23 protein-coding genes are annotated in these 25,289 nt (G+C 69.5%); all 23 read right to left on the bottom strand.

The genetic code is table 11. The features are described from left to right. Nucleotides 1–34: 34 nt before the first annotated feature. A complete protein-coding gene (locus V5740_RS01310) occupies nt 35–919 on the bottom strand; it encodes a hypothetical protein (RefSeq protein ID WP_347303291.1) in 885 nt (294 codons plus the stop codon). Nucleotides 920–1,074: 155 nt separating this feature from the next. Continuing rightward, nucleotides 1,075–1,851 (bottom strand): Bax inhibitor-1/YccA family protein, encoded by a 777-nt coding sequence (locus V5740_RS01305; RefSeq protein ID WP_347303290.1) that lies wholly within the window; start codon nt 1,849–1,851, stop codon nt 1,075–1,077. A 140-nt stretch (nt 1,852–1,991) separates the two neighbouring features. Then, complete coding sequence (locus V5740_RS01300) at nt 1,992–2,792, bottom strand: pyrroline-5-carboxylate reductase dimerization domain-containing protein (RefSeq protein WP_347303289.1); 801 nt, start codon at nt 2,790–2,792, stop codon at nt 1,992–1,994. 1 nt (nt 2,793) lies between these two features. Next, on the bottom strand, nt 2,794–3,333 hold the full coding sequence (locus tag V5740_RS01295) for a YbjN domain-containing protein (RefSeq protein WP_347303288.1): 540 nt from the start codon (nt 3,331–3,333) through the stop codon (nt 2,794–2,796). Nucleotides 3,334–3,482: 149 nt separating this feature from the next. Beyond that, a complete protein-coding gene (locus V5740_RS01290) occupies nt 3,483–5,162 on the bottom strand; it encodes a tetratricopeptide repeat protein (protein WP_347303287.1) in 1,680 nt (559 codons plus the stop codon). A 103-nt stretch (nt 5,163–5,265) separates the two neighbouring features. Then, the gene (gene ftsZ / locus V5740_RS01285; protein WP_347303286.1) at nt 5,266–6,816 is read right to left on the bottom strand and encodes a cell division protein FtsZ; all 1,551 of its coding nucleotides are present in this window, start codon (nt 6,814–6,816) and stop codon (nt 5,266–5,268) included. Between the two features lie 136 nt (nt 6,817–6,952). Beyond that, on the bottom strand, nt 6,953–8,245 hold the full coding sequence (gene ftsA, locus V5740_RS01280) for a cell division protein FtsA (protein ID WP_347303285.1): 1,293 nt from the start codon (nt 8,243–8,245) through the stop codon (nt 6,953–6,955). A gap of 4 nt (nt 8,246–8,249) precedes the next feature. Continuing rightward, nucleotides 8,250–9,176, bottom strand: a complete 927-nt coding sequence (locus tag V5740_RS01275; RefSeq protein ID WP_347303284.1) for an FtsQ-type POTRA domain-containing protein — start codon at nt 9,174–9,176, stop codon at nt 8,250–8,252. Next, a complete protein-coding gene (locus V5740_RS01270) occupies nt 9,176–10,156 on the bottom strand; it encodes a D-alanine--D-alanine ligase (RefSeq protein WP_347303283.1) in 981 nt (326 codons plus the stop codon). The genes V5740_RS01275 and V5740_RS01270 overlap by 1 nt, the downstream gene beginning before the upstream one ends. Next, nucleotides 10,153–11,043 (bottom strand): UDP-N-acetylmuramate dehydrogenase, encoded by an 891-nt coding sequence (gene murB, locus V5740_RS01265; protein ID WP_347303282.1) that lies wholly within the window; start codon nt 11,041–11,043, stop codon nt 10,153–10,155. The genes V5740_RS01270 and murB overlap by 4 nt, the downstream gene beginning before the upstream one ends. Next, a complete protein-coding gene (gene murC / locus V5740_RS01260; RefSeq protein ID WP_347303281.1) occupies nt 11,040–12,467 on the bottom strand; it encodes a UDP-N-acetylmuramate--L-alanine ligase in 1,428 nt (475 codons plus the stop codon). Before murC ends, murB begins: the two co-directional genes overlap by 4 nt. Then, on the bottom strand, nt 12,464–13,666 hold the full coding sequence (gene murG / locus V5740_RS01255; RefSeq protein ID WP_347303280.1) for an undecaprenyldiphospho-muramoylpentapeptide beta-N-acetylglucosaminyltransferase: 1,203 nt from the start codon (nt 13,664–13,666) through the stop codon (nt 12,464–12,466). Before murG ends, murC begins: the two co-directional genes overlap by 4 nt. Then, the gene (locus tag V5740_RS01250; RefSeq protein WP_347303279.1) at nt 13,663–14,883 is read right to left on the bottom strand and encodes an FtsW/RodA/SpoVE family cell cycle protein; all 1,221 of its coding nucleotides are present in this window, start codon (nt 14,881–14,883) and stop codon (nt 13,663–13,665) included. Before V5740_RS01250 ends, murG begins: the two co-directional genes overlap by 4 nt. Continuing rightward, the gene (gene murD, locus V5740_RS01245; protein WP_347303278.1) at nt 14,880–16,220 is read right to left on the bottom strand and encodes a UDP-N-acetylmuramoyl-L-alanine--D-glutamate ligase; all 1,341 of its coding nucleotides are present in this window, start codon (nt 16,218–16,220) and stop codon (nt 14,880–14,882) included. The genes V5740_RS01250 and murD overlap by 4 nt, the downstream gene beginning before the upstream one ends. Next, complete coding sequence (gene mraY, locus V5740_RS01240; protein WP_347303277.1) at nt 16,217–17,284, bottom strand: phospho-N-acetylmuramoyl-pentapeptide-transferase; 1,068 nt, start codon at nt 17,282–17,284, stop codon at nt 16,217–16,219. Before mraY ends, murD begins: the two co-directional genes overlap by 4 nt. Before the next feature lie 43 nt (nt 17,285–17,327). Then, entirely contained in the window at nt 17,328–18,788 is a 1,461-nt protein-coding gene (gene murF / locus V5740_RS01235) for a UDP-N-acetylmuramoyl-tripeptide--D-alanyl-D-alanine ligase (protein ID WP_347303276.1), read from the bottom strand. Further along, nucleotides 18,785–20,257, bottom strand: coding sequence for a UDP-N-acetylmuramoyl-L-alanyl-D-glutamate--2,6-diaminopimelate ligase (locus V5740_RS01230; protein WP_347303275.1), 1,473 nt, complete (start codon nt 20,255–20,257; stop codon nt 18,785–18,787). Before V5740_RS01230 ends, murF begins: the two co-directional genes overlap by 4 nt. Beyond that, nucleotides 20,254–21,876: a penicillin-binding protein 2 gene (locus V5740_RS01225; RefSeq protein WP_347304415.1), complete on the bottom strand. Its 1,623-nt coding sequence runs from the start codon at nt 21,874–21,876 to the stop codon at nt 20,254–20,256. Before V5740_RS01225 ends, V5740_RS01230 begins: the two co-directional genes overlap by 4 nt. Before the next feature lie 179 nt (nt 21,877–22,055). Continuing rightward, on the bottom strand, nt 22,056–22,562 hold the full coding sequence (locus V5740_RS01220; protein ID WP_347303274.1) for a hypothetical protein: 507 nt from the start codon (nt 22,560–22,562) through the stop codon (nt 22,056–22,058). Further along, nucleotides 22,559–23,506 carry a 16S rRNA (cytosine(1402)-N(4))-methyltransferase RsmH gene (rsmH, locus tag V5740_RS01215; protein ID WP_347303273.1) on the bottom strand — a complete coding sequence of 316 codons (948 nt, stop codon included), beginning with the start codon at nt 23,504–23,506 and terminating at the stop codon, nt 22,559–22,561. The genes V5740_RS01220 and rsmH overlap by 4 nt, the downstream gene beginning before the upstream one ends. Next, entirely contained in the window at nt 23,503–23,994 is a 492-nt protein-coding gene (locus V5740_RS01210; RefSeq protein WP_347303272.1) for a division/cell wall cluster transcriptional repressor MraZ, read from the bottom strand. Before V5740_RS01210 ends, rsmH begins: the two co-directional genes overlap by 4 nt. A 189-nt stretch (nt 23,995–24,183) precedes the next feature. Then, nucleotides 24,184–24,846: a hypothetical protein gene (locus V5740_RS01205; protein ID WP_347303271.1), complete on the bottom strand. Its 663-nt coding sequence runs from the start codon at nt 24,844–24,846 to the stop codon at nt 24,184–24,186. A gap of 121 nt (nt 24,847–24,967) precedes the next feature. Beyond that, nucleotides 24,968–25,285, bottom strand: a complete 318-nt coding sequence (locus V5740_RS01200; protein ID WP_347303270.1) for a hypothetical protein — start codon at nt 25,283–25,285, stop codon at nt 24,968–24,970. Between the last annotated feature and the right edge of the window lie 4 nt (nt 25,286–25,289).

The following is a 25,289-nucleotide window of genomic DNA, read 5'->3' as shown; positions in this document are numbered from 1 at the left end:
GTGCCCCCTTTTTCCCGCCGGCGTGAACAAGCCGTCAGTTGCCGGTTGCGCCCGAGGCGACCGGCTGCACCACCGGTGCCGAAGCCTCCGGTACGGTGATGAGCGGGATGGTGGCCCCCGTCTCGTCCGTCACGGTACCGGCGAGGACGGGCTGGTTCGCTTCCGCCAAGCTGGCGGCGACGCTGGGGCCGTTGGCGCCGTAGGTGGCGACATAGCCCGGCTGCGAGGCGCCATATTGCGCACCCCACTTGGCATCCCAAGCGCGCGCGTCGACCAAATACTGCTCGTACTGCTGGAAGAACGTTTCGAACACGCCGCCGAAGCGGGCCAGACCGGCGGCGGCGAATGCGTCGATATCGGTCGGCGGGGTGGCCGCGGACTCGTTGGCGACGGCCAGCGCCTCCTGACAGAAGGCCGTGCGCGCGCCGGGGCTGGCGAAGAAGTTGTAGACCGCGGTCATGTTCTCCTCGCGGGCGCGGATCGCGGCGCGGCGGTCATTGCCATTGTCCCGGCGGAACTTGGTATCGATCGCGGTGTTCGCCGCGGTCAGCTTGCGGGAATTCGCCTTCAGGAATGTGCCGTACTGCTCAGTGATCGCGGCATGCTGCGGCTCCGAACAATTGAGCGCGGCGACGTTCCAAGCGGACCGGAAGTGCCACAGCGTCTCCTGCGGGTCGAGGTTGCTGTTCACCGTGACGCGCACGCCATCGGCGCCGCGCTGCGGAATGACCATGGTGTAGGGGGCGTTGGCGGGCGGGATCGGACGGTATGGCACCGCCTCCACGACGGGAGGCGGGGGCGGCGGCGGGGGCGGCGGGGGCGGCGGGGGCTTCGCGCAGCCGGCGGTCAAAGCGATGGCGGCGGCCACCAGCACCAGCCGGAGAGGCGTGGCCGTACCGGCCGCAACAGTCGATGTCATGTATGTATATCCCTGATCCGGCGGCATCATGCCCCATCCTCGCCGGAAGGTGTAGCGGCTTGATCGCTCAAAGAAAATGCCCGGAATGTGGCGTTCCACATCCCGGGCATCCGATAACCTGGCGTAACGGCGGCGGTCACCCGCCACCCGGGACCTCAGTCCCGCTGAGCGCCCATGAAGCGCAGCAGGAACATGAACATGTTGATGAAGTCGAGATACAGACTCAGCGCGCCCATGATGACCATCTTGCCCAACGGGTAGGCGGCGGCCATGCCGGGGTTCGTCACCTTCATGCGGCTGACCTGCAGGTACTCGCTCTTCAGGCGCTGCGTGTCGTAGGCGGTCAGGCCCGCGAAGATCAGCACGCCGATGAAGCTGACGGCCCACATCAACGCTTCCGACTGCAGGAACAGGTTGATCAGGCTGGCGATCAGGATGCCGATCACGCCCATGATCAGGAAGCTGCCCCAGCCCGACAGATCGCGCTGCGTGGTGTAGCCGAACAGGCTGAGACCCGCGAATGCGCCAGCCGTGGCGAAGAACGTCGCTGCGATGGAGGCGCCGGTATAGACCAGGAAGATGGTCGACAGCGACAGGCCCATCAGCGTGGCGAAGGCCCAAAACATCAGCTGCAGCGTGCCGGTGCTGAACTTGTTCATGCCAAAGCTCATCGCGAAGACGATGGCGATCGGCGACAGCGCCACCAACCACATCAGCGGTCCGGTGGCGAAGGTGTAGGCAAGGCCCGACTGCGCGGTCAGCAACGCGACGATGCCGGTCAGCAGCACACCCGATGCCATGTAGTTGTAGATCGACAGCATGTGCTTGCGCAGACCCGCATCATTGACGGTGCGGACTTCGCCGGCCGGCGACGCACCGAATGCGGGGCGGCCGAAGCCCTGCCTGCTACGGGAGTCGTTCCAGTCTGCCATTTGCGTATCATCTCCAATCAGGGGCCGGCACTTCCGGCCACCTCTTGCCGTGCAATATCGGCCGGTTGCCCCCCGCTTTCAAGGGAAACCGGGCCCACACCGCGATGCGGCGGCCCCAGCAACATTTTGCAACACGAGGCCTAGCCGCGCGCCTCCGCCGCCATCTCCGCGCTGCGGTCGCGCGCCGCCCGGATTGTCGCCAGGGCGAGCGTGTTCAGCGCGCCATCGGCGTCGAGCACGTTCATGCCCGCGCGGGTCGTGCCACCGGGACTGGCCACGCGGTCGGCCAGCACGCCGGGATCCTCCCCGGCCTGCGCCGCCAGGGCAGCGGCCCCCTCCACCATCGCCACGGCGATGCGCGCCGCCTTGTCATCCGCCATGCCCAGCGTGCGGGCAGCGGCGGCAAGCGCGTCGATGTAGCGGTAGACGAAGGCGGGGCCGGACCCGGCGAGCGCGGTGACGAGGTCGAACTCGTCCTCCCCGAACCATTCCGGGCTGCCGAGCGGCTGCATCAGCGCCTGCACCGCCGCCTGACCGGCACCGTCCAGCCCGTCCGCCGCGAGTGCGACCGGGCTCTTGCCCAGTGCCACGGCGAGGTTCGGCATGACCCGCACGACCGCCCGCGCGGCGGCGAAGCGGCGGCGCAGGCTGGCGAGTTCCACCCCGGCAAGGAGCGAGAGCACCACCGTGTCGCCATGCACCAGCGGCGCCAGATCGGGCGCGAGCGCGTCCAGCCCCTGCGGCTTGATGCCGAGCTGGATCGCGTCAAACGTCTCGCCGTCCGGCAGCGCGGACAGGTGACGCACGCCGGCCGGCAGGTCGCGGGCATGGGGATCGACGACGGTGAAGGTCGCGGGCGCCATGCCCCCGGCCAGCCAGCCGCGCAGCATCGCTCCGGCCATGTTGCCGCAGCCGACCAGCAGGATGCGATCGAACGCCATCTCAGGCCTCCCCCACCGCATCGACCAGCGCCGCCTCCAGCGCGTCGCGCGGGCGCTTGTCACCCCACAGCACGAACTGGAACGCGGGATAGAACCGGTCGCATTCGGCGACGGCGCTCTCGATCGCCTGGCTCGCCATGGTGAGGCTCAGCATGCCTTCCGATCCCAGCATCAGCCCGTGGCGGTAAAGCAGCACACCGCCGTTCGACCACATCTCAAAGTGGCCGAGCCAGACCTGTTCGTTGATCAGGGCGAGCAATTCCTGCGCCGCGCGGCGCTTGGCATCAGGCACCCGGATCTCCGGCAGGCAGAGGATCTGCAATACCTGGTCTTCCGCGCGCCAGACACAGCGCAGCTGGTAGCTGGTCCAACTGCCCTGCACTTCGCCGCTGATCTCGTCCTCGCTCACCTGCTGGCACGGCCAGCCATGCGCCTCGAACAATTGCGCCAGCATCTCCACCGGCGCCGCGTCGTCCTCCGCCTCTTCGTCCATCACATCCTGCCCGGTGTTCATGCGGCCTCGATCATTTCCGTCATTCATGGCCCTGCTGTGCCCCGCCGGGGCGGGTGCGGGCAAATGGCGGCGGCATCGCGGCCGGGCATAAATCCTATCGGCTGTTGGCAAGCTGTGCACAACAGCGCGTGCGAAGGGCGGGAAGTGGGCGCGGGCACCACCCTTATCAACCCGCGCTAGTCAAGCGGGCGGACCTCCTCACCCTTCGCGCTGGTGAAGCGGAAGCTGTCGACGCCGGCCTCCTTCAGCGCGGTTACCAGTTCCTCCGCCTCGGCCGCGGAGTATGGCCCGGCGAGCAGGCGGGTGCGGTCCTCCCACGGGGCAAGGTGCGGTTCCGCCTTGGCCAGCAATTCGCCCGCCGTACGCCGTATGCGGCGCCAGTCGAACGCGAGCGCCGCCGTGTCGCGCCCGGTGGCGACCTGCACCCAGTGTCGGCTGGGCACCGGCGGCGGGGCTAGCGGCGCGGGCGGCGGCGGCGGCGGAGCAGGTCGTTCGCGCGGTGGCGCGATGGTGGTGATGTCCACGCCACCCGCGGCCACCGGACTGGGCGCGGCGGTCCCGCCGGCGAAATCGGCAAAGGCGTCGGCGAGGTTCACCGATGCCGGCACCGCCTGGACCACCGGTGTGGCGAGGGCCGGCGCAGGTTCGGGCAGTGGCGCGGGCGCCTGCTCCGCCGGAAGGCTGGCGACGATTACCGGACCGACCGCCGGGGCGAGGCTGGGCTGCACGGCGGGCTGGCCAACCGCCTGGATGATGGGCTGCGGTGTCGGTTCGAACGTTGCCACCTGCGCGACAGGTTCGGGCACCGGCTGCGTAACCACTCCGCCGACCGGGGGCAGTTCGCCGTTCGCCGCGACCGCCGCGTAGGCAGGCTCGGCATAGGCCGGCTCCGGCGTGGGCGCGGCAGCGACGGTCGCAGCGGGTTCGGCCACGGGTTGCGGCGCCGGCTGTGGCTCAGGCTGCACCGGGCCGAGCGGGCGGCCGCTCGGCACCAGCCGCGCACCGACGGCGGCGAAGATCGGGGGGTCGGCAGGCGCCGTCGGCTGAGGCGCGGGCATGGGGTTGGCTGGCGGCGGAGGCGCGGCTGCGGTCACAGGCGCCGGTGCCGGTGCCGCTTGGGGCGGCGGGGCAACTGCCACGGGCACGGCGGCACGCGCGGCGGCGATGGCGGGATCGTCCGACCCGATCTGCTGCGCCTGCGGGAAGCGACCGAGGTTGGCGGCCGCCGCCTGCTGCGCGCGGGTCAGCCGGGGCATGTAGCGCAGGTACGGCGCCAGCCGGCTCGACAGTCGCTCAGGCAGCATCGTCCGCGCGATGGACACCGCCTCATCCTCCTGCCCCACAATCGCCAGCGCGAAGGCGCGGATACGGAAGGCGTCGAGGTCCTGCTGCTGCAGCAGCGGCAGCAGCGTCGCCTCGAACGCGGGCTGGTTGCCGGCGATCGCCTGGCTGATCGCCAGCCGCAGTGTCACCGCATCATCCGGACCCAGTCCCAATGCGCGGTCATATTCAGCCTGCGCAGCGGCATTGTCCCCGACAAGATCGTAAGCGAGCCCCCGATCGGCCGCGTAGGGGATCATGTCGATCCCGGTCTGCTCCGCCACGGCGAACAGCGGCAATGCCTCCGTCGCGCGGGCCTGCCGCACCATCAGCACGGCAAGGCCGGCGGCAACCCGCCCGTCGGTCGGCGCCACGTCGCGGGCGCGGGCATAGAACTGCTCCGCCGCGGCAAGATCGCCCAGGTACAGGGCGGCATCGCCCGCCTGCAGCAAGGCCGGCAAGTCTTCAGGCTGCTGGCCGAGTACGCGCAGCGCCTCCGCCAACCGGTCCGCCGCGGGATCGGGGATCGGCTGCACGACCGCCTGCGCCAGCGCCGGGGCGCCGGGCAGCGGGGTACAAAGCAGCAGGCCCGCCAGCGCCAGAGTGCGCGGGCGGGCCTGCCGGTGGAAGGGTGACTGCTTACTGATTGCTCTGCCGTCCCAGGAAGCGCGGAATGCGCAGGCCCCCGGTCGGGGCAGGCGTCGGCGCAGGTGCGGGGGCAGGTGCCGGTGCGGGCGCCGGCTGTTCGGCGACCGGTTCCGGCGTGCGCGCCGGACGGTTCAGGCCGGACATCCGCTCGAACAGCGAACCGCCCGTGGCAGAACCGGCGAGTTCACCGCCCTGCCCGCTAGCCACCATGCGGCGGCGCTGCGCGGCGGCGCTTTCCGGCGCCGGGGCAAGGTCCGCATCGCCCAGCAGCAATTCGTCCTGCTGCTGCGTCTCGGCGTCTTCCACCGCATCGAGCGACAAGTCGAGCGGCTCGTCACGCGGGTCGAGTGCGCCATCGGAGACCGCTTCCGCCGTGACGGGAGCCGATGCAGGGGCCGGAGCCGGTGCGGGTGCCGGTTCCGCCACAGCGGCGACCGACGCGGATGCGGGCTGCGCCGCCGGTGCGGGCGAACCCGGCGCAGCGGCCGGCCGGCGCAGACCGCGCCCGGCGTTCCAGCCGGCGGTCGAGGTGGCGGCGGAGCGCGCAGGAGCAGCAGCGGCCTGGGCAGCCTCGGCCGCCGATTCGATGCCGGTGGCGACCACGCTGACGCGGATCTTGCCTTGCAGGTCCGGGTTGAAGGCCGAACCCCAGATGATGTTCGCCTCCGGATCGACCAGCTCGCGGATGTGGTTCGCGGCCTCGTCGATCTCCAGCAGCTTCATGTCCTCGCCGCCGATGATGGAGATGATGACGCCCTTGGCGCCCTGCATCGACACACCGTCGAGCAGCGGGTTGGCGATCGCCTTCTCCGCCGCCTCGAGCGCGCGGTTCGGGCCCTCGCCCTCGCCCGTGCCCATCATCGCCTTGCCCATCTCGCCCATGACGGAGCGGACGTCGGCAAAGTCGAGATTGATGAGGCCCGGCATCACCATCAGGTCGGTAATGGAGCGCACGCCCTGCTGCAGCACCTCGTCACCCAGCAGGAACGCCTCCTTGAAGGTGGTTTCCGCCTTGGCGATCAGGAACAGGTTCTGGTTGGGGATGACGATCAGGGTGTCGACCGACTTCTGCAGTTCCTCGATCCCGGCTTCCGCCGAACGCATCCGGCGGGTGCCTTCGAACAGGAAAGGCTTGGTCACGACGCCGACGGTCAGGATGCCCTTGTCGCGCGCGATCTCCGCGATGACGGGCGCGGCGCCGGTGCCGGTGCCGCCGCCCATGCCGGCGGCGATGAAGACCATGTTGACGCCTTCCAGCGCCCGCTCGATCTCCTGCACAGTCTCTTCCGCGGCGGCACGGCCGACCTCTGGCCGGCTGCCTGCGCCGAGGCCGCGGGTGCATTCGGGCCCGAGCTGGATGCGGTGTTCGGCCAGTGAATTGTTCAACGCCTGCGCATCGGTGTTGGCGACGATGAAGTCGACGCCCTCGATCTCGGCCTCGATCATGTTGGCGATGGCATTGCCACCTGCCCCGCCCACGCCGATCACGGTGATGCGCGGGCGCAGTTCTTCGACGGAAGGCGGGCCGATATTGATGCTCATTGCGATGCTCTCCTGCGGAGCGGTTTTATGGGGAACTCTGCCCGCCTTAGTGCCATAGTCGACGGATAACAGGCAAAAAACAGGATAGAACTATCCACAGCCCCCTTGCCGGTCGCACGCAGTGCACGGCTGGGCATCAGAAATATTCCTTCATCGCCCGCCACAACCGCATCGCGCTGCCCAGACCACCGGCCCGGTACGACGGACCGGTCCGATGCGAGAGCGCCCGGATATCCGCGGGATCCTCCAGCACCTGCAGCACCAGACCGGCCAGCGTGGCGAAGCCGGGGGTGGCATGCGCCTCCGGCAAGCCCTTCAGCGCGGGCGGCTTGCCGATCCGCACCGGGCGGCCAAGCGCGGCCTGCATGTAATCGGCAAGGCCGGTCAGCTCCGCGCCGCCGCCGGTCAGCACCACCTGACCGCGCGCCTGACGCCCGCCCGCCCCGGCGAAGCCCATCGCCTCCAGCGCCCGGGCGATGTCGCCCGCCAGCCGCTCCAGCTCCACGACGATGGTGCTGACGAGATCGGCGCGGCTGATCCGGTTGCGATCGTCCGCCCCACGCGCCTGCGGGACGCTGCCTTCCTCCCCGGGTCCTGCAACCGGGATCATCTCCCGATGGTCGGCCGGGCTGGCGATGGCCGAGCCGTTGAAGCACTTCAGCCGCTCCGCCTGGTGGCGGCGGATGCCGAACGCGCCGGCGACCGCATCGGTGATGTCCGCGGATCCGGTGGGCAGCACCACCATGTCGACCAGCGCGCCCGCGGCATGGAGCGAGATCGTGGTGACCTGCGCGCCGAATTCGACCAGCGCGATGCCGAGGTCGCGCTCCTCCGCCGACAGGCAGGCGAGCGCGGCTGCCAGCGGACTGGCGACGAGTTGCGACACCTCCAGATGCGCGCTCTGCACCGCCTCGCGCAGATTGCGCATCGGGGCGCCTTCCGCCAGCACCTGATGGATACCGACGCCGAGCCGATCGGCATGAAGACCAACCGGATTGGCGACGCCATCCGCCCCATCCAGGAAATAGCAGCCGGGCTGCGCGTGCAGCACCATCCGGCCATCCGGCTCCAGCGCATCGCGGGCGCAGAGCAGCAATTGTTCGAGGTCGTCCTCCTCCACCCGGCGGCCACCGACCTCGATCTCCACCGGATCGACCCGGCTGACGAGGCCCGCGCCCGAACCGGCCATGGCGACTGACTGGACGGCCGTGCCGGCGAGCTTCTCCGCCCGCTCCACCGCGTCGCGCACCGCGTAGGTCGCGGCCGCCATGTCGGTGACGAAGCCGCGCTTGATCCCCTGGCTGGCGCGGTGTCCGCTGCCGAGGACGATGGTGGTGCCGTCCTCCTGCAGTCCGGCGATCATCGCGGAGATGCGGAAGGAGCCGAGATTGACCGCGCCGATCACGCGCGTGATGCGAGCATCCGCCACCGGCTCAGTTCCCCGCCTTGGCGAGTGCGGCCTTGGCCAGCGCGGCATCCTTGGCCCGGTCGGGCACGCGCAGATACATTCGGTCGGGATTGCGCATGTCGAACCGCGCCACCGTGCCGCCGAGCAACCGGTTGACCCCGTCCAGCCGCGCGAAGCCGAGCAACGCGGCGCGGGCGCGCTCAACGCCCTGCGGCAGCGCCAGCACCTGCCCGGTGGAGAAGGTCAGGTCCCAGCGGCGATTGCCGACCCATTCGGCGCGCACCACGCGCGGCTGCAATGCCGGCGCCGCGCCGAGCAGTTCGTCCAGCGCCTCGACCTCGTCCCGCACACCCTCGCCCGCGATATGCAGCCGGCCACGCGCCTCGCCTGCACTGACCCGTTCCAGCACGTGCCCGCCGCCATCGACCAGCGCCAGCGCGCCGTCGTCATCCAGCACCGCGCGGGGTGTCCGCTCCACGATGTCGACCACGATCGTGTCGGGCAGCTGGCGGGACACGCGGGCATCCGCCACCCACGGCAATTGCAGCAGCGATGCGCGCAGTTCGGAGAGGCTGACGAGCGGCATGGAACGGTCGCGCACGCCCAGCACGCGCTCGTACACCGCGACCTCGTTCATGCGGTTGACGCCGCGCACCTCCACCCGGCGCACCTCATAACCGGCATCGCCGACCGCGACCGCCGCCTGCTGGCCCACCATCTGCGGAATGCCGGCCAGGCTCGCCACCAGCCAGGCGATCGCCGCGACGGCCAGGAAGATCAGACCCAGGAAGAAGCGATGCAGCTGCTCTTCCGTAAACGGCAGCAGGCGGGCGGCGGCGTCCAGCAGGCCGCCGGTCTGCGCCTTCGCCGCGCGCGCCTTCTGCGCCGCCTGCGCGCCGCGCGCCTGCCGGCGCACATTGCGCTGCCCCGTGCGGCGGAGCGTCTGCGCCATCAGCGTGCCCCTTCGGGCAGGCGCCCGGCGGTGCGCAGCGCATCGGCCACGATCAACTCGACCAGTTCGCCATAGGAGATGCCGCACGCCCGCGCCTGTTCGGGCACCAGGCTGAGCGGGGTCATGCCCGGCTGCGTATTGGTCTCCAGCAGGAACAGCCCTGCCTCCCCCTGCTCGTCATCCCAGCGGAAATCGGAACGGCTGGTCCCGCGACAGCCGAGCAGCAGGTGCGCCTGCAACGCATAATGCAGGCACAGCCGCTCGATCTCCGCCGGGATCTCGGCCGGGCAGACATGCTTCGTCAGCCCGTCCGTGTACTTGGCGTCGAAATCGTAGAAGCCGCTCTCAGGCACCAGCTCGGTCACCATCAGCGCGCGGGGGCCATCCGGCCCGGCCATCACTGCCGTCGTCAGTTCCCGTCCGCGGATATACGGTTCGGCCAGCAGGCGGCCGAATTCTTGCCACGGGCCGGTCGCGTCGCGGCGAATCGGGTTGCCGTAATTGCTCTCGTCCGTGACGATAGCGACACCAACGCTGGAGCCTTCGTTGACCGGCTTCAGGACGTAAGGGCGCGCCAGCGGGTCGCCTTCGTACAAGCTGGCGCTGTCCACGATGCGGCCGCCCGGCATGGGCACGCCGTGCGGGACCAGCGCATGCTTGGTCAGTTCCTTGTCGATCGCGATGACGGAGGTTGCGAGGCCGGAATGGGTATAGGGCACGCCCATCAGGTCCAGCATGCCTTGCACCGTGCCGTCTTCGCCCGGCACGCCGTGCAGCGCGTTGAACACCACGTCGGGCGCAGCGGCGGCGATGCGGGCGGCGACGTCGCGGTCCATGTCGATGCGGGTCACGCGGTGTCCCCGCGCCTCCAGCGCATCGGCGACGCCGGCACCGCTGGTGAGCGAGACGGGGCGCTCGTTCGCCCACCCGCCCATCAGGACGACGATATGCAGCGGCGGCAGGCCACTATCGAAATTCATGGCCGGCCCACTCGCCTGATTTCCCATTCCAATGTCACGCCCGTCTGTTCCGCCACACGCCGGCGGACTTCCTCGCCCAATTGCTCGATATCGGCGGAGGTCGCCGTGCCCGTGTTGATGAGAAAATTGGTGTGCTTCTCGCTCACCTGTGCCCCACCCACAGCAAGGCCCCGGCAGCCTGCCGCATCTACCAATTGCCATGCCTTCTGCCCGGCAGGGTTCTTGAAGGTGGAGCCGCCTGTCTTGCTGCGCAGCGGCTGCGACTGCTCACGCTCGTTGGCGATGCGGTCCATCTCGGCACCGATGCTGGCGGGATCGTCCGGCTCCCCGCGCAGGCGCGCGGCGGTCACGATGGCGCCGTCCGGCAGGCGCGAATGGCGGTAAGAGAAGCCGAGATCGCCGGCGGGGACGGTGATTGCGGTGCCATCCGGCATCACCACGTCCGCATCGACCAGGATGTCGGCCACCTCGCGGCCATAGGCGCCGCCGTTCATCCGCACGAAGCCGCCGACCGTGCCGGGAATGCCGCGCAGGAATTCCAGCCCGCCGATCCCCGCATCGCGCGCGGTGGAGGCGACCAGGATGCCGCTGGCCCCGCCGCCGCATTCGACCACGCAGTCGCGCCGGACCTCTACCGTGGCGAACGCCTTGCCCAGCCGGATCACCACGCCCGGCACGCCGCCGTCGCGCACGATCAGGTTGGAGCCGAGCCCCAGCGCCATCACCGGCACGGCAGGATCGAGCTGTTCCAGGAAGGCGACCAGATCGTCCTGGTCCGCCGGTTCGAACAGCCAGTCGGCCGCGCCGCCCGTCTTGAACCAGGTCAGCCTGTCGAGCGGCACGTTGGGCGTGAGCCGCCCGCGGATGTTGGAGGCGTAGTCGATCATGCGGCAGGATCCGCCGTGACCGGCGCCAGCGCCGCGATGGCTGGGGCAAGCCCGGCGGCCCAGCGGGTGATGTCGCCCGCGCCCAGGCACACGACCAGATCGCCCGGCCGCACAACCGGCGCCAGCGCCCGTGCCAGGGCATCGGCGTCGGCGATCAGCCCGGCCTGCCGGTGCCCGCGCGCCTGCAGCCCTTCCACCAGGGCAGCGGAGTCCACGCCGGCGATCGGCGCCTCGCCCGCAGGATAGACCGGCGCGGCGAAGACCATGTCGGCATCGGCGAAGGCGCCCTGAAATTCCGGCAGCAGGTCGCGCAGACGGGTGTAGCGATGCGGTTGCACGACGGCGATCACCCGGCCTTCCGCAGCCTCCCGCGCCGCAGCGAGCACGGCGCGGATTTCCACCGGGTGGTGGCCGTAATCGTCGATGATGGTCGCGCCGTTCACTTCGCCCACGCGGGTGAAGCGGCGGCGCACCCCGCCAAAGCGCGCGAACCCGGTACGGATCGTCTCGTCCGCGCAGCCGAGTTCGGCCGCAACCGCGATGGCGGCCAGCGCGTTCTGCACATTGTGCCGGCCGGGCATCGGCAGGTGGACATCGGCGATCATGCGCCGCGATCCGTCACGCCCGACATGCACCGCATCAAAGGTGTTGCCGCCATTGCCGGGCCGGACGTTGTCCGCCCGCCAGTCCGCCTGCGCGGCGAAGCCGTAAGTGACAATGCGCCGGTCGCGCACGCGGGCGATCACTTGCTGCACTTCCGGATGGTCGAGGCACAGCACCGCCGCGCCATAGAACGGCACGTTCTCGATGAACTGCACGAACGCCTCGCGCACGGCATCGAAGCTGCCGTAATGGTCGAGGTGCTCGGGATCGATATTGGTGACAACCGCGATCGTGCCGTCCAGGCGCAAGAAGGAACCGTCGCTCTCGTCCGCCTCCACCACCATCCACTCGCTGCCGCCGAGCCGCGCGTTGGAGCCGTATTGTTCGATGATGCCGCCATTGATGACGGTCGGGTCCACACCGCCCGCATCCAGCAGCGCGGCGACCATGCTGGTGGTCGTGGTCTTGCCATGGGTGCCGGCGACCGCGACCGTGCTCTTCAACCGCATTAGTTCGGCCAGCATCTCCGCCCGGCGAACCACGGGAATACGGGCGGTGAGCGCGGCGGCGACTTCCGGATTGTCGCGCTTCACCGCGGTGGAAACGACCACCACGGCGACATCGGCGACGTTGCCGGCGGCATGGCCGATGGTGACGGGGATACCGCGCGCGCGCAGCCGCTCCACGCTGGCGCCCTCCGCCTGGTCGCTGCCGTGCACGGCGTAGCCCAGATTGTGCATCACCTCCGCGATGCCGGACATGCCGATCCCGCCGATGCCGACAAAGTGGATCGTGCCGATATCGGTGGCGACACCCTTCATGCCGCCGGCTCCGCCGCACCGCCAAGCAGCGGGGCGGAGGCGGGCGCCACACGGATCACGTCCTGCACCGGGGTGCCGCCGAACCCTTCCACCAGATCAGCCAAGTCACGCGCCGCATCGGGGCGGCCGCAATTCCACGCGGCGTGAGCAGCGACGGCCAGCCCTTCGGGATCGGCGAGCAGTTCGGCCATCTGCCGCGCCAGTTCGGCAGGCGTGAACATGTGCTGGCGGATCGATCGCGCACCGCCCGCTGCCGCCAATTCCGCCGCATTGGCGGCCTGGTGATCGTCCGTCGCGATGGGCAGCGGGATCAGGATCGCCGGGCGGCCTGCCGCACTCAGTTCCGCGATCGTGCTGGCGCCCGCACGGCCAATGAACAGGTGCGTGGTGGCAAGCCGCGCATCCATGTCGGTGAAGAAACTGGCAAGGTCCGCGGCGATGGCATTGTCGGCATAGAAGGCGCGCACCCGTTCCAGATCCTCCGGCCGGCACTGCTGCGTCACATGGAGCCGGTCGCGCATCTCCGCCGGCAGCAGAGCGAGGCCCTGCGGCACCACGTCCGACAGCACGCGCGCACCCTGGCTGCCGCCGGTCACCAGCAGGCGCACCGGGCCACCGGGCATGACCTGCGGATAGGGTTCGTCCCGCAGGGCCAGCACGGCCGGGCGCACCGGATTGCCGACCACATGGACCTTCGCGGCATGGCTCGCATCCAGCCGGCCGACCTTGTCATAGGCGATGGCGATCGCATCCACCCCGCGCGCCAGCAGGCGGTTCACCCGGCCCAGCACCGCGTTCTGTTCGTGGATCACCGTCGGGATCTTGTCATGGTTCGCCGCCACCAGCGCGGGCAGCGCGGGATAGCCGCCGAAGCCCACCACGGCGGTCGGCCGCATCTCCTTGTACAGAGCGCGCGCCATACGCCGGCCTTCCAGCATGGCCGACATCGCCTTGCCCCAGCCGAGCGGGTTCTTCGTGAAACGACCCGCCGCCATCACCTGCGCGGGCAGGAAATCAGGCTTGCCCGGGATTGCCGCCCCGCGCGCATCGGTGATCAGCGCCACCTGGTGCCCGCGCCGCTCCAGTTCCTGCGCCAGGGCATAGGCTGGCGTCAGGTGCCCGCCGGTGCCGCCCGCGACCAGCACGAAGTGGCGCGAGACAATGCCCGGGATCGGGCTCTCCCCGCCAGGCGCGGTCACAGCGGACGCTCCATGCCCGGCAGCGGCTCCCGCTCAAGGAACGGGTTGCGGCGCGTGATCGCCAGCAGCAGCCCGACCAGGAAGCACTGCGCGATGGTGGACGACCCGCCATAGCTGACGAGCGGCAGGGTCATGCCCTTGGAGGGAAACAATTGCAGGTTCACCAGCATGTTGATGAACGCCTGCCCGCCGAACAGGGCGATAAGGCCGGTGGCCGAAAGGAGGGTAAACAGATTGTCCTCGCCGATCATCCGCTGCACCACGCGCAGCACAATCACCAGATAGACCAGCACGACCATCGCGCAAACGAGCAGACCAAATTCCTCTCCGATGACGGAGAAGATGTAGTCGGTATGCGCCTCCGGCAGCATCATCTTGCGCCGGCCCAGCCACAGTCCGCTGCCGGTCCAACCGCCGGCCATGATCGTGCGACGGGCAAGGTCCACCTGGTCGTACGCGGTGCCGCCACCCAGGAAGCTGTCGATCCGGTGCCGCGCATTGTCGTAAGTGAGGTAGGCGACGATCAGCGCCGCGAGCCCCGCCCCGCCCAGCATGCCGATCCGCTTCAAGGGCAGGCCCGCCAGCAGCACCAGCACGAACCACGCGCCGCAGAACAGGATCGCATCCCCCAGGTTGGGCTGCAGCATCAGCAGGCCGATCACCACCGCCAGCAGCCCGGCGGACACGCCGATCACCGGCAGATCGGGGTCACGCAACCGCCAGCTCAGCACCCAGGCGACGGTGATGAGGAAGACCGGCTTCAGAAACTCCGACGGCTGGAACCGGATACCGAGGTTCAGCCAGCGGCGGGCGCCGTTCACCTCGAACCCGATCAGCGGGACCAGCACCAGCGCCAGCAGCATCAGCCCGGTCAGGATGATCGATCCCCGGCGGATCACCTGCAACGGCAGGAAGGATGCGCCGATCAGCACGACCAGCCCCATGAACTGCCAGCGCAGGTGCAGGTAGAAGAAGTAGAGATCGGGCAACGTGCCCTCGCTGCCGGACAGCCGGCGGGCGCTGGCCGGGCTGGCGGCGGCGACGGACAGCGCGCCGATTGCCATCAGCAGCAGCACCAGCACCAGCAGCACGCGGTCGATCTCCTGCCACCAGATGCGCAGGCGTTGGCGGCGCGTCCGCGGGAAGGTGGCGGCGGGCGCCTGCCGCACGCCGGGGCGCGGCATGTAGGGGCGGGCGACGTTGAGCGCGGGGTTCATGCGGCGCGCCCTTCGCAGCAGGTATCGTCCTCGTCGCCGTCGCCCGAAAGGCTGCGGACGATCTGGCGGAAGGCCTCGCCCCGCTTCTCGTAATCGCGGAACTGGTCGAAACTGGCGCAGGCAGGGCTGAACAGCACCACCTCCCCCGGCCGCGCGCAGGCGATCGCGCGGCGCACCGCCTCGCACAGCATCTCGCACCGTTCGACCGGCATGTGCGGTTCCAGCAGGTCGGCGAACAGCGGGCCGGCTTCCCCGATCGTGTAGGCGCGCACGACATGGCCGAAGCCGGGCGCACATTCGTCGAGATTGTCGGTCTTGGGCAGTCCACCGCAGATCCAGTGAATGCGTGGATAGGCGGCAAGCGCGGGGGCGGTGGAGGCAGGGTTGGTCGCCTTGCTGTCGTTCACGAACAGCACGCCGGCATATTCGCCCACCCGCTCCATCCGGTGCGGCAGGCCCGGATAGGTGCGGAGAGCCTGCCCGAGCGCTTCGGCCGAGATGCCGAGATATTGTGCCGCGGTCGCCGCCGCCCAGATGTTCTGGGCATTATGCGGCCCCTGCAATGTCGCGAAGTCGGCCTGATCGTGGACGCCGAAGTTCGGCTCGTCCGGCGGCAAGGACAATGCACCCGGTCCGGACGGCAGGTCGAAGACGTGAGCCGCCAGACCCTCGTCCGCGTCCGCGATGATGGCGGCGTGCCGATCCGACTGAAGGGCGAACAGGCGGAGCTTCGACAGCCGATAGGCGTCAAAGCCGTCGTAACGGTCGAGGTGGTCCGGCGTGATATTCAGCAGGACCGCCACATCGCAATCCAGCGAGTAGGTGAGGTCGATCTGGTAGCTCGACAGTTCGAGCACGTAGACGCCACCGGCGGGTAGCGGCTCCTGCGCCAGGATCGGCAGGCCGATATTGCCACCCATGGTGGTGGGCACACCGGCGGTGCGGCAGATATGATGGATCAGCGCGGTCGTGGTCGACTTGCCGTTGGTGCCGGTGATGCCGACCACCTTGTGCGGCGGGAGGTCGGCACGGGCGAGCGCGAACAGCTCAATATCGCCATTCACCGGCACGCCGGCCGCGGCCGCCTTCGCTCTGATCGGATGCGTATTTAACGGCACGCCTGGGCTGACCACTACGCCGTCGAACCCGGCAAGGTCGATCTCCAGCGGATCGGCCAGATCGCACCTGCCGGCGAGTGCCTCCCGCGGGCCGTCGCGGCGGTCCCACGCGGTCACATGGGCGCCGCTTGCCAGCAGCGCATCAACCGTCGCCATGCCGGACCGGGCAAGGCCCAGTACGGCATAACGGCGGCCGGCAAAGGCGGGAGAAGTGATCACCTGACCTTCAGCGTCGCAAGACCGATCACGGCTAGCACGATGGCGATGATCCAGAACCGGATCACAACCGTCGATTCCCGCCAGCCGAGCTGTTCGAAATGGTGATGGATCGGCGCCATGCGGAAGATGCGCTTGCCCGTCCGCTTGAACCAGAACACCTGGATGATGACGCTGGCCGTCTCCATCACGAACAGGCCGCCGATGATCAGCAGCACGATCTCGTGATGCGCGGCGACGGCGATGGCGCCCAGCGCCCCGCCCAGCGCCAGCGATCCGGTATCGCCCATGAACACTGCGGCCGGCGGCGCGTTGAACCACAGGAAGGCGAGGCCCGCCCCCATGATCCCGGCGCAGAACAGCGCCAGCTCGCCCGCGCCCGGCACATGCGGGATGCCGAGATATTCGGAATAGTCCACGCGGCCTACCAGGTAGCAGATCAGCATGAACGCGCCCGCGGCGATCACCACCGGCATGGTGGCAAGGCCGTCCAGCCCATCAGTCAGGTTCACGGCATTGCCGAAGCCGACGATCACCGTGGCGGCAAAGATGTAGTAGAACGGCCCCAGCGGGATCGCGGCGGAAACGAACGGGATATACAATTCGTTGTTGATCTGGCTGACGATGATCCACGCCGCGATACCGGCCACGATGAATTCCAGCAGCAGGCGGACCTTGCCCGATACGCCCTTGTGGCTGCTCTTCGTGACCTTGTCGTAATCGTCCATGAAGCCGATCAGGCCGAAGCCCGCGGTCACCGCCAGGCAGGCCCAGGCGAACGGGCTGGCGGGGTTCATCCATAGCAGCATGGACAGGACGAGACTCGTCAGGATCATCAGCCCGCCCATCGTGGGCGTACCGCGCTTCGCCAGATGGGATTGCGGCCCGTCCTCTCGGATCGGTTGCCCCTTGCCCTGGCGCACGCGCAGCATGTTGATGAAGCGGGGGCCGATCAGCAGCCCGATGGCGAGCGCCGTCAGCATGGTCGCGCCCGCCCGGAAGGTCTGGTAGCGGACGAGGTTCAGCAGCCCTTCGAAGCCGAGATATTCCGCAAGCAGGTACAGCATGGGGGTGGCTGTCAGTCCTTAAAAGTCGAAGGGTCTGTGCCGGTCAGGCGCGGTGCTGCGCGAAATGGGCGACCAGCCGGCCGAGACCGACCGAGTTCGAACCCTTCACCAGCACCACGTCGCCTGCCGTCAGGCCCCATTCCTCCAGCGCGGCGATCGCCTCGCCAGCGCTTGCGCAATGAACAAAACCGCCGGGCTTGCCAAGCGCGCGCCGCCCCGCTGTCCCCAGTTCCGCCGCCAGCGCCGCCATCTCCGGCCCGACCAGCACGGCATGATCGACGCCCGCCGCCGCCAGCGGATCGGCCAGTTGTGCGTGGAAGGATGGCGCGAACTCGCCCAGCTCCTTCATCGCACCCAGCACCGCGATCCGCCGCGTGGCCGGGGTCTGCCCCAATTGCGCCAGCGTAGCCCGCATGGAGGCAGGATTGGCGTTGTAGCTTTCGTCGATGAACAATGCATGGCCGCCGGGCACCGCGACCCTCAGGCGCGCGCCGCGGCCCTTCAGTCCGCCCATCTCCGCCAAGGCGAGACCCGCCGCGCCAAGGTCCGCACCCGCGGCATGGACCGCCGCCATGACGCACAGCGAATTGTCGACCCAATGCTGCCCCGGATGCGCCACGGCGTAACACAGGATCCGGTCGCCCAAGCGCGCGGTCACCAGCGAGCCGCCGGTGGGCGCCTCGATCGCGTCCACCAGCCGCATGTCGGCATGTTCCGCGCTGCCGAAGGACAGGATCTGCGCCCCCACAGCCAGCGCCGCGTCGCGCAATTGCGCGAAATGCGGGCTGTCCGCCGGGATCACCGCCGTGCCGCCCGGCTCCAGCCCCCCGAAGATCTCCGCCTTGGCGGCGGCGATGGCGGCCATGCTGCCCAGGTTCTCGATATGGGCAGGTGCGATCGTTGTGATGACCGCGACGTGCGGCCGCACCTGCGCCGTCAGTCCGGCGATCTCGCCCGCATGGTTCATCCCCATCTCGAACACGCCATAGCGGCTGTCCGCCGGCATCCGCGCCAGGCTGAGCGGAACGCCGACATGGTTGTTGTAGGAGCGGACGGAGCGATGCGCCCGACCCGCCGCGTGGCGCTGCAGGGCGGCAAAGATCGCCTCCTTCACGCCCGTCTTGCCGACCGACCCGGTGACGCCGACGATCCGCGCCGGATCGCTGCGCGCGCGGGCAGCCGCCGCCAGCGCCTGCAGCGCTGCGAAAGTGTCGCGGACCAGCACGTGCGGGTAAGGCACCGGCCGATCGACCAGCGCGGCGGTCGCGCCATTGACGAAAGCCTTGCCGATGAAGGCATGCCCGTCGGCCATCTCGCCCCGCAGCGCCACGAACAGGTCGCCGCCGCGCACGTCGCGCGAATCGATCTCCACGCCACTGACCTGGAAGGCGCCGCTGGCCTGCCCGCCGGTGGCGGCGGCGATGGCATCCGCGCTCCACAGGGCCTGCCGTTCGGGCGGGCGCGGCGGGGCGGGCCAGCGCAGGGTGCGGGCAACGGCGTTCATGGCTTGCTCTCCGTCAGGGCGGCGGCGCATTCGCGCAGCACGGCAACATCATCGAACGGCAGCACGCGCGCATCCGCGCCGCGGCCGATCACCTGCCCCCCCTCGTGGCCCTTCCCCGCCACCAGAACCAGATCACCCGCCCGCGCTTCCCCAAGCGCGGTCCGGATGGCTTCGCGTCGATCGCCGATCTCGATGGCGCCGGGCGCCGCCGCCACGATCGCCTGCCGGATCGTGGCCGGATCCTCCCCACGCGGGTTGTCGTCGGTCACGATCACGACGTCCGCGCCACCCGCCGCCACGCGGCCCATCTCCGGCCGCTTGCCCGCGTCACGATCGCCCCCCGCCCCGAACACCACGATCAGCCGCCCGGTCGCATGCGGGCGGAGCGCGGCGATCGCGCTGGCGAGTGCATCGGGCGTATGCGCATAATCAACGTAAGCCGGCACGCCGTTGGCCAGGATCGCGGCCCGTTCCAGCCGTCCACGGACCGGCTGCAATCGTTCCAGCACGTCGAACGTCGCCGCCGGATCGCCGCCCGTCGCCAGCACCAGCGCAGCCGCGACCAGCGCATTGGCCACCTGGTACTCGCCGATGAGCGGCAGGTTCACGGTGTAGGCAGTGCCAGCATGCTCCACGACCAGCTCCTGCCCCAGCAACGTGGTCGTCCGCCCGGCCAGCCGCAGGAAGCGCCCTGCGGTCCCGACCGTCAGCACCCGCAGCCCGCGCGCATCCGCCACCCCTGCCGCGCGGGCAGACCAGTGATCGTCCGCCCACACGACCGCCGCGCCGCCATCCGCCACCACTTCGGCGAACATGCGCATTTTGGCGGTGAAGTAGTCTTCCATGTCGGCGTGGTAGTCGAGATGGTCGCGGCTGAGATTGGTGAAGGCCCCGGCCGCGACCGGTACGCCTTCGCTGCGATATTGCGACAACCCGTGGCTCGATGCCTCGAACGCCAGATGCGTGACGCCTTCGCGGGCGAGGCCGGACAAGTTGGACAGAAAGGTAATGATATCGGGGCTGGTCAGCCCGGTGGCGACGCTCTCGTCCGGGGTGGTCACGCCCAGCGTGCCGATGGAGGCGGCGCGCTCTCCCGCAAGGCGCCATAGCTGCCGCACCATCTCCACGGTGGAGGTCTTGCCGTTGGTGCCGGTCACCGCGACGATCGTGGCGGGTACCGGGCGGTAGAAGCGGGCCGCCAGCCGGGCGAAGGCGCGGCGCGGCTGCGTATCCGCGATGTGCGGCACACCGGATACCTGAGCCCCAGGCCGGGCGACCACCGCCACCGCGCCGGCGGCGATGGCCGCATCGACGAAATCTTCCCCGTTGACGCTTTGCCCCGGAAAGGCGCCGAACACGGTGCCGGGCGTCACCTTGCGGTGATCGATGGCGAAGCCGGACACGCTGGCAGCCCCGGCGTCGGCGGGCAAGGCAATGCCCGCCCCTTCCGCCAGGGTACCGAGGTTCATTCCTTGCCGCCGTGGATCAGAGGGTTGAGGTCGGTCAAATCGACCTCCCGATTGTCGTCGGGCATGACGCCCAGCATCGGTCCGATGCGCGGGACCAATCGGCCGACGATCGGTGCGGCGTTCCACGCGGCTGTCCGCTGGTAGGAGCTGGCGGCAGTGCCCTTGGGCTCGTCCAGCATGGCAATCACGACGTAGCGGGGATTGTCCATCGGGAAGGCGGCGGCGAAGGTCGCCACCAGGCTGGTGCGGCGATAGCCGCCCGCGCCCGGCTTTTCCGCGCTGCCGGTCTTGCCGCCGATGCGGAAGCCCGGCGCATCGGCGCTGCGCCCGGTGCCGCGTGTGGTGATGAGGCGCAGCAACTGGTTCATGCGCGCGCTGGTCGCCTCCTGAAAGACGCGGCGCCCCGCCGGTGCCTGACCCGGCGCGAGCCGTTGCAATGTCGTCGGCCGCCAGATGCCGCCATTGACCATCGCGGCATAGGCGCTGGCGAGGTGCAGCGGCGTGACCGCGACACCATGACCATAGCTGACCGTCATGGAGCGCAAGCGCGGCCAATCGCCTGACGGCCAGATCGGGAAGCCGCGTGCCGGCAGCTCGATCTGCGGCCGGGCATTGAAGCCGAGGCGCGCCATCACGTCCTTCATGCGTGCCGGCCCAAGCTCGTCCGCGATCTGCGCGGTGACGATGTTGGACGAATGCATCAGCGCCTCCGGGGCGTTCAGCGATGCGCCGATGACGTGGCTGTCGCGGATACGGAAACGGCCCATCTGCAGCGGGCGGGCGGACTGCCAGCGGCGCGACATGTCGGTGATGACACCGGCATCGATCGCCGCCGCCACCGTCAGCGGCTTGAAGGTGGAGCCGAGCTCGTAGACCTGGTTGGTCACCTTGTTGAACACCAGCGCCTGGCCTGCCGCGTCCATGTGGTTGGGATCAAACGCGGGGAGCGAGGCCATGGCCATCACCTCGCCCGTGTCGACATCCAGCACGATCCCTGCGCCGCCGACCGCGTCCACCAGCCGCATGCCGCGGCTCAGCTCATCCTCAAGCGCGCCCTGCACCCGCGCGTCGATCGACAACGCGACAGATTCGTGCCGATGCGCAGGATCGGCTAGCCGATCCTGCAGCGCCGATTCCATGCCGACGAAGCCCTTGGCATCCTTGACGTAGCCCAGGACGTGAGCGGCGAGTGAGCCCTGCGGGTAATGGCGGTCGTTCTCGCGCGGCAGTTCCAGCGCCAGTTCGCCGATCTCCAGCACGCGATTGGCGTCTTCGGGCAGGACCCGGCGACGCAGATAGCCGGCCTTGCCGCTGGCGAGCTGCCGGGCAACCTCCGCCTCGTCCATGTCGGGGAAGATCGCGTGCAATTCCCGCGCGACCGCGCGGGCACCCTTCACCAGTGGCGGTCCGGTGTCTTCCAGCGCCTGCGGATTGAACCACAGGGCATAGGCGGGGAATGCGCGGGCCAGCACCACGCCATTGCGGTCGGTCAGCTCAGCACGTGGGGGCAGCAGCGCCTGCGCCATCGACTGTTCGGTCGAGGCCGGCTGCACCACGCCGAGCCAGCCGAGCCGCAGCACCGCCACCAGCGCCAGCGCGAGAAAGGCCGCGCCCAACATCAGGACGCGCGCCTTGGCCGTCAGCAGCAAGGTGCGGCGCCGATCGATCAGCGGAATGCGCGTCTCGATCACGCTGGCGCGCGGCGGCGCCGGGGGTACCAGCGTCAGTGCGACCGGGGCGGGTTGCGCGCCGCGTCCGGGGCCAGGCCGCGGCGCCCCGGATCGCAGCGCCAGCGCGTTCATTCGACCCCAGCCCCCGCCAGCGCCACCAGTTGAACCTTGCCACCCTGCGCCGCCGCCAGCCGCTCACCCTTGGGCGGCGCGGCCGCCAGCAGCACGGTCTGCACCGGCTGGCCCGCCGCAACGGCGACCTGCGCGGCAGGGATAATACGCGCATCGTCCGTGGCGGCGACGGCGCTGGCCAGGCGGATCGGGGAAGGCGCGCCGATCGCGTCGGGCAGGCTGAATGCCGCCAGTTGACGCTCATTGCCCAGGAACTGCGCGGCCGTCGGCGCGGTGTAGCCGAAATCGACCCGGTTCCAGGCGGCGAGCTGCAGCTGGCTGGCGCGCGTCTCGAACTCGGTCGCCAGCAGCAGCTTGCGCTGTTCCAGCGCCACGATGCGGCGTTCGGCCCTGACGATCTCGCTGGTGACCGCCTGCACCTGCAGATGCAGCGCCAGATACAGCCCGCTGGCCAGCGCCAGCAGGACGATCCAGCCCAGACGAATGCGAAGATGGGGCGTCATGCGGCCTCCCTGGCGGGTGCGGTGGTGCGGGTTGCGGCGCGGAGCGTGGCGGAACGCGCCCGCGGGTTGCGGGCAAGCTCGGGCTCGCCGGCGCGGATGGCGCGCGACAGGCGGGCGAAGGTGGGCTGCGGCCCGGCATCGGCAGGGCCGGGCAGGTGGCGGCTGGCACGCGCATTGGCGCCGGCGGCATCGCGCAGGAACCGCTTGACGATGCGATCCTCAAGGCTGTGGAAGCTGACCACCGCCAGCCGGCCATCGGCGCGCAGCAAGGTCTCGGCCGCGGCGAGACCTGCCTCGAGCTCCTCCAGCTCCGCGTTCACATGGATGCGGATCGCCTGAAAGCTGCGCGTCGCCGGGTCCTTGGGCGCGCCGGGACGATGGCCGAGTGCCTTGCGCACCACCTGGGCCAGCTGGCCAGTGGTGGTGAGCGGACGGGCGGCAACGATCGCACGGGCGACGCGCCGGCTCTGCCGCTCCTCGCCAAAGTGGAACAGGACATCGGCGATCGCGCCCTCCTCCGCCTCGTTCAGGAAGTCGGCAGCGTTGGGGCGCGTCTGGCTCATCGTCATGTCCAGCGGACCGTCATGGCTGAAGGCGAAGCCGCGCTCCGCCTGGTCCAGCTGCATGGAGGAAACCCCGATATCCATCACCACCCCGTTCACCCGGGCGATTCCCGCCTCCTCGAGTGCGTTAACCATCTCGGAGAAACGGCGCGGATGGAGAACCAGGCGCGGCGGATTTTCGGCGCGTTCGGGCCACTTATCCCCGGCCGCGATGGCATCGGGGTCCCGATCGAAGGCATGAACGGTCGCGCCGGCGTCCAGCAGCGCGCGGGTATAGCCGCCAGCGCCGAAGGTCGCATCGACGATCAGGTCGCCCGGCTGCGGCGCTAGGGCGGCGATCACCTCGTCCAGCAGGACGGGAATGTGGGGCGACACGCTCACTTGCGCTTCCCCCGCGCATCCGCTTCCAGCTGGCGGCAATTGGCCTGCGCCGTTTCGAACCCCTTGGGCATGGCGTAGAGTTCGTCGGGGCTCCACAGCGCGAAATAGCTGCCGCCGCCGTTGAAATAGACGGCTTCCTTCAGCCGGCCGAGTTCCGCCAGATGTTCGGGCAGGACGAAGCGGCCGCTGGAATCGAACGGCAGCTTGGTAAAGCCCCACAATTGCTGCGCGCGCATGTCGTAGTCGAATTCCTGCCCCAGGCGCAGGGCGCGCTCCTCCTCCCGCAGCAGTTGATCCTCGAAGGTCTGCGTGCGCGACAGGCCGAAGCCGATGAGGCAGTTCCAGCGATCATGCTTGGTCAGGCACAGGATGCGGTCGTCGCCGGCATCGGCGAAGGCGTTGCGGAAGTCCGGCGGCAAGACAAGCCGGCCCTTCTCGCCCCGAAGCGAAAAGCCCTGCCCGCTATATCCGGCCGGCACGCCAACCACGCGATTGCCCCCTCAACTGAACCTGCCGGTCACACACGCCCTCTCCGCCCGGCGAGAGCGCAAGCGACGCTGCCGGTAATCCCGCCTGAGCGGGACGCGCAAAGGTGTGTGCCCGATGGAAGGAGCTATATCGCTTGGTGACGCGGGAAGGAAGGGGAAATCGCGGGAAAGAGCGGGTGGTATGTAACCCTACGGAGCGTTCTCAACAGACTTGTCCACAGAGTCCTGAGCAGCAGCGCCCCTCGCATCCTTGTTGCTCAATGACTTAACTCCATCATCGAAGGCGCGCGAGACCAGCGCCGACAGCGCGTCCGCAGCGGCCGGGTCGGGGTGAGATGCGTCCACCAGTGCCGCGTCGGCGACGATCAGCACATGACCCCGGCCGATGCTGCGTTCGGCAATGATCCCAGACGTTTGTCTGGCGCACTCGGCAGCGGTGCCGAGCGGCGCGAACTCGCCTGCCATGTGGTAGGGCAGCAGCAATCCCGCGATTTCCCGCATCTGTGGCGTCGACGGCTGATCCGGATCGAACCGCAGTTGCAGTCCCCAGTGGGTCAGCAACGGGGAAAGCAGCACGACGTCCTGCGGACGGCGCGGATCGCCCAGCGCATAGTGCGATTCGGCCGTCAGAAGCGGATCGGCGAGCAGCAGCAGTCGGCCGCCATCCCGCACCCACGCATCTAGGGCGACGTTCTCGCCCGGTGACAGCACGCGCGGCTGTGCGATCAGCAACTGGTCAAACGGGGCAAGCTCCTCCGCCGTCAGGGTCGCCAGCGGATGCAGGATGTGGGTGCGTTCCAGCAGGGCCCGCGCCCAGTGGGGCGTGGCGGTGCCGGCGATCAGGTCGGCCATGTCGGCCCCCTCCCCCCAATATAGCGGGATTGTGCCAAACAGCCCCAGCGCCTCGCGCGTATCCGCTTCCGCCGTCTGCGCTGCTACCGGTTGGGCGAGCAGCAACGTCGCAAGCAGCGCACTAGCGGCGCGGAGCGGCCGCATTGCTGGTATCGGAGGTAGTGGAACCCGCCGCATCGGTGGACATGTCCGGCACAACGCCCGCATCGGCCAGCGGATCGCTAACCGGTGGCGGTGGCGGGGTGACGATGACGGTCGGCGCAGCCTGGGGTACGACCAGAGCCCGGTTCTCCTCCGCATTGCGCATGATGATGCTGGCGAGTGCCACCAGCAGGATCATCGCGGCGAGCCCGAGCAGGCCGATCTGCACCCGCTGCAATGTCTGCCGCCGCGCGCTCGCCGGCAGCAGTGCGCCGTCATTCGCGGAATCGCGAGCCATCAGG

Origin of the sequence: Croceibacterium sp. TMG7-5b_MA50, from assembly GCF_039830145.1 — a bacterium.
Classification (GTDB): Bacteria; Pseudomonadota; Alphaproteobacteria; order Sphingomonadales; family Sphingomonadaceae; genus Croceibacterium.
Note: the sequence above shows the minus strand (reverse complement) of the source record. Positions and strands in the feature narration are given on the sequence as shown.

Coding starts and splice junctions, on each gene's coding strand:
- V5740_RS01310 (WP_347303291.1), bottom strand. CDS start 919: ATGACATCGACTGTTGCGGCCGGTACGGCCACGCCTCTCCGGCTGGTG.
- V5740_RS01305 (WP_347303290.1), bottom strand. CDS start 1,851: ATGGCAGACTGGAACGACTCCCGTAGCAGGCAGGGCTTCGGCCGCCCC.
- V5740_RS01300 (WP_347303289.1), bottom strand. CDS start 2,792: ATGGCGTTCGATCGCATCCTGCTGGTCGGCTGCGGCAACATGGCCGGA.
- V5740_RS01295 (WP_347303288.1), bottom strand. CDS start 3,333: ATGAATGACGGAAATGATCGAGGCCGCATGAACACCGGGCAGGATGTG.
- ftsZ (WP_347303286.1), bottom strand. CDS start 6,816: ATGAGCATCAATATCGGCCCGCCTTCCGTCGAAGAACTGCGCCCGCGC.
- V5740_RS01275 (WP_347303284.1), bottom strand. CDS start 9,176: ATGGCGCAGACGCTCCGCCGCACGGGGCAGCGCAATGTGCGCCGGCAG.
- V5740_RS01270 (WP_347303283.1), bottom strand. CDS start 10,156: ATGAATTTCGATAGTGGCCTGCCGCCGCTGCATATCGTCGTCCTGATG.
- murB (WP_347303282.1), bottom strand. CDS start 11,043: ATGATCGACTACGCCTCCAACATCCGCGGGCGGCTCACGCCCAACGTG.
- murC (WP_347303281.1), bottom strand. CDS start 12,467: ATGAAGGGTGTCGCCACCGATATCGGCACGATCCACTTTGTCGGCATC.
- V5740_RS01250 (WP_347303279.1), bottom strand. CDS start 14,883: ATGAACCCCGCGCTCAACGTCGCCCGCCCCTACATGCCGCGCCCCGGC.
- mraY (WP_347303277.1), bottom strand. CDS start 17,284: ATGCTGTACCTGCTTGCGGAATATCTCGGCTTCGAAGGGCTGCTGAAC.
- murF (WP_347303276.1), bottom strand. CDS start 18,788: ATGAACGCCGTTGCCCGCACCCTGCGCTGGCCCGCCCCGCCGCGCCCG.
- V5740_RS01230 (WP_347303275.1), bottom strand. CDS start 20,257: ATGAACCTCGGTACCCTGGCGGAAGGGGCGGGCATTGCCTTGCCCGCC.
- V5740_RS01225 (WP_347304415.1), bottom strand. CDS start 21,876: ATGTTGGGCGCGGCCTTTCTCGCGCTGGCGCTGGTGGCGGTGCTGCGG.
- V5740_RS01220 (WP_347303274.1), bottom strand. CDS start 22,562: ATGACGCCCCATCTTCGCATTCGTCTGGGCTGGATCGTCCTGCTGGCG.
- V5740_RS01205 (WP_347303271.1), bottom strand. CDS start 24,846: ATGGCCGACCTGATCGCCGGCACCGCCACGCCCCACTGGGCGCGGGCC.
- V5740_RS01200 (WP_347303270.1), bottom strand. CDS start 25,285: ATGGCTCGCGATTCCGCGAATGACGGCGCACTGCTGCCGGCGAGCGCG.